The sequence below is a fragment of the Wolbachia endosymbiont of Nomada ferruginata genome (assembly GCF_001675785.1).
Taxonomy (GTDB): Bacteria; Pseudomonadota; Alphaproteobacteria; order Rickettsiales; family Anaplasmataceae; genus Wolbachia; species Wolbachia pipientis.
In genome coordinates, this window is the sequence record NZ_LYUY01000112.1 from 1 (window position 1) to 3,795 (window position 3,795).

Annotated in this window: 3 protein-coding genes and 1 pseudogene; all 4 read right to left on the minus strand. The window is 37.1% G+C overall.

The annotated features are described in order from the left end of the window. Window positions 1-1,225, minus strand: a 1,225-nt coding sequence (gene ltrA / locus BA053_RS05600) for a group II intron reverse transcriptase/maturase (protein ID WP_065106854.1), incomplete at its 3' end; no start/stop codon positions are given. Beyond that, window positions 1,210-1,722: a hypothetical protein gene (locus BA053_RS08160; RefSeq protein WP_245611107.1), complete on the minus strand. Its 513-nt coding sequence runs from the start codon at window positions 1,720-1,722 to the stop codon at window positions 1,210-1,212. The genes BA053_RS08160 and ltrA, both read right to left, overlap by 16 nt. 184 nt (window positions 1,723-1,906) lie before the next feature. Then, window positions 1,907-3,067: a phage tail protein gene (locus BA053_RS05610; protein ID WP_065106855.1), complete on the minus strand. Its 1,161-nt coding sequence runs from the start codon at window positions 3,065-3,067 to the stop codon at window positions 1,907-1,909. After that, a pseudogene (locus tag BA053_RS05615) lies at window positions 3,067-3,752 on the minus strand (baseplate assembly protein). Before BA053_RS05615 ends, BA053_RS05610 begins: the two are co-directional and overlap by 1 nt. Window positions 3,753-3,795: the final 43 nt, after the last annotated feature.

Consider the following 3,795-nt stretch of genomic DNA (forward strand, 5'->3'; position numbering starts at 1 on the left):
TCATACTCTTTTTCTGACTACGCCGATTTATCCATTTAAATGCTAGCTTTCTTACTGATGTGTAAAATTGTTTCAAACACCAATAATTTCCGCTAATACCAAAGTAGTTATAGTGTCCTGTTAATTTAGCCTTCAGTACTTGCCACCAATCTTTAAGTCGAATACTTCCGCGGACTATTTTCAACCACTCCTTGATTTCTTTTAGTTTTCTGGCTAGATTTAACTTAGAGGTTTTATGTCCCATCATTAATCTACCACGACGACTTTTTGCACCATAGTGCGTAAACCCCAGAAAATTGAAACTTTCCGTCCTTCGTTTCTCTCTTATCGCTCGTTGCCGCTCCCTCTTGCCAAACTTTACTACTCTGGTCTTGTTTTCAGATACTTCCAACCCAAATTTATTTAGCCTTTGTTTCAGTAATTCCAGAAATTCTTCCGCGTCTACCTTACTTTCGCAACAAACCACAAAATCATCGCAAAACCTTATTACTTGTATATATCCTCTGGATCTTGGTTTAAATTTCTTTTCTATCCATAAATCCAACACATAATGTAAGTATATATTTGCTAATACAGGACTTACTATACCGCCTTGTGGTGTACCTTGTTTTGTTGCTTCATAATTTCCAGCTTCGACTATCCCTGCCTTGAGAAACCGCTTTACTAACCACAGCAAATTTGGGTCAGTTATTCGTTCCCTTAGACACCTCATTAGCCATTTATGCTGTATATTATCGTAGAACTTCTTGATATCCACTTCTACAATGTAGTTTATTGGCTTGTACATAACTGCTTTATCTAGTGCATTTACCGCTTGATGACAGTTTCTTCCTGGTCGAAATCCATATGAGCTGTCCAGAAAGTTTGCCTCGTAAATATTTTCTAATATCTTCTTCAGCATAATCTGTACTAATTTATCCTCGGTCGATGGTATTCCGAGTCCGCGTTTCTCTTTACTTCCAGCTTTCGGTATATATACCCTCTTTACTGGTTGTGGTTGATATTGCTTCCTCTTCATACTTTCTACTAGCACTTCGAGTTTCTCATTCAGATTTTCTCCGTATGATTCCACTGTTATCTGGTCTACTCCACAAGCCTTGTTACGCTTCAGTTCTTTATAACATCTCGCAAGATTCTCTGTATTTATCAGATGGACTAACGATGTGAATTTTAGTCGCTTATCTTGCTTTGCTCTTACTGCTATCTGGTTTAGTTTATATCGCATGTTATTCCTACCTCCGTTGTATTGGCATAGCAATCCCTATTCCAGTTACTATATTGCTGATCGCTTCCCCTTGTACGTGGCTTTCCCACATTCTGAGTACTATCAATCAGTCCGACTTCCCCTGCATCTTCCGCTAGTTCTTGCCTTTGTTGACTTGTTCCAACGTACCTTAATAGGAATGCATGGGATCTCCCAAGTTCACTTGAAGTCCATTTCAATACATGGCACGGTCTCAGATCCCGATAGAGTGAGTGATAACTTGCCTTTACGTTATCCTTCATGCTGTCTTCCATGGCCATGAACATGTCGACCTCTATGTCTTCAGGTATTTCGGGACTCCACTCCTTCACTTCCGTTGTGCCCTGCATTGTCCATCCCACTAGCTCTATTACACTCGTTACCTCATGCAACATAGTGGTCTGTTCCAAACTGTTGGCTAGACTTTGTTTGTGTTGGATTTTCACCAACTGTTCTCCAAGCACTTCTTGGCGCACCATTACATACCTCACTATAAAAACATACGCCAATTTCGCTCTCTTTAGTGCAAGATCAATTTTTTTTGTTTACTTGCTACTATTTAAGTTATGTGCGTTTTGGCATGAAAAAGCAAGTCTTTTTCTGTTTATTTCATACACTTTAACCTATTATTAACATAATATATGAGGATATAAATATAAGTACTTAACTTATTATAGATATTACTTGGCTATTTTTCCAACTTCTGTTCAAATGTCGATGTTCGTGCCATGTTAGTACACCTGGGTAAAACACTAAAATGTAATTTTCTAACTCCTGTATTGCATCCTTTTGCTTTGAATCCAATTCGTTTTCAAAATGAATGTAGTGTTCTGCTACGCTAAATCTTATTATTTTGGGGGTAGAGAAATTCTTTACTTGATAGTGGTGAACGGCAAAAAATCTTTCTAAAATTGGCTTGTATTTTAAATTCCACAGTTCTTCAGATAGTTTGCTACTTCCCAATACAAATTTATTTCCTCTTTCTTCTACGCTACTAACTGGAAAGCACGCATTTATGTCTCCTAAATCCCAACTATCCGATAATATAACTTGCGCTTTCGCAAACTTAATTGCCGGTAATAAGCTCTGTGGTAGCGGATATAGCGCTTTGAAGTTATACCACACATGATTTCTTTCATAAATACCGTTATAATTCTTTGTGTGAGGTTCGGTTTCTCCAAGTATTGCTACATCTAGCCTATACAGATCATTACTTAATGCTTGCTCATAATGAACACGAAAAGTACTAAACTTAAAACTTGGATTTAAGATTTTTAGCTCAAATGCGTTCTTCCGACCAAATGACAGTACTGGTCCATCTTTTTCTATTTTTACCCCTGAATAGTCAGAAAGAAGATCTCCAAATAAACTCTCATCCAATATAAATCTCTGCGCATTATAATAATCGTTAAAAATCCTCATCAATCTGGATCTTACAGGCAGTGATAGTTTTGCCAGCTCTACTACTGCATCTACGAAGAAGTCGTTTGGTACGTCTCTTATCCCTATCTGTAATTCAAAAAAGTGTTTACCGGGTGGCTCTTCAATAATTGTAATATCTTCTATATTTGCCCATTTGAGCGCTATTTTGAGTGATGCTGGGGTTCCTCTTAAACGCTGAAATTTTACTCCTTCTACTATAGCTCTTCTTTTATTTTTTACCCAACGCAGTATCTCTTCTAAACCATATTCTTCTATTATCCACTGCAGTATTTCATCTTTAAGACTAAATTTAAATTCCTTGATGCAACTTGGATTAACTTTGTAGTCGATTGCTTCTACTAGCGCTTTTTCTTGTTTGTTTGCATTTGGTGGCAGTAACATTACTCAACCTTTAAATTTCTCAAACTTGCACACTCATTACCTAGCACCACAACATCCTCTTTTGGCTCGATTAATTCCACGTTTTCTACACCATCTACAAATAAATTCGCTATTATCCAAGATTTTGTAACGTTCCATCCCAACCTTTTACTTGCTTCAAACTTCTTAATAAACTGCTTCTTGATTTCTTCCTCTGATGTTATATAATTCGTGCTGATTCTGCTGTGGATATCTATTTCCATAATATTGCAGCCAATTACTTCGAGATCTGTACTTTCCCTGGTATAGGTGATTCTACTAGCGCATCCTTTACTCTTCTATCTGCCGAAAGTGCATGATAACGATAATATTCTTTGCTTCCTCCTGTTGACCACCCCTTTATTTTTGCTTTGATTCTTTTTCTAAATCGTTCGTCATCTTCTTCTTTCTGCCTCTCTACTCCATAAAACTCAGCCAAATTATCAAGATCTTCTCCTGTCGCAAATTTAAGTAAATTACTCTTTACTGCTTCATTTATTCTTTCTCTAAGCAAAAGTTCTCTCCATGCTGCTACCTCCAGAATCTTTATCGCTGGATCACTTTCAACTAATGCTGTAAAACTTTCATCTCTACGCACTAACTCTTCCTTCATTCTCGAAAAGATTTCCTCAAAGTTCAGTGGTTCGATAATATTTGGCTGCTGCATTTTTAAACAACTACTCCATTAATATTTATGAACTTACCTTCTG

What these genes read in the sequence shown, in the direction of transcription:
- BA053_RS05610 (WP_065106855.1), bottom strand. Translation starts at nt 3,067, where the DNA reads ATGTTACTGCCACCAAATGCAAACAAACAAGAAAAAGCGCTAGTAGAA.
- BA053_RS08160 (WP_245611107.1), bottom strand. Translation starts at nt 1,722, where the DNA reads ATGGTGCGCCAAGAAGTGCTTGGAGAACAGTTGGTGAAAATCCAACAC.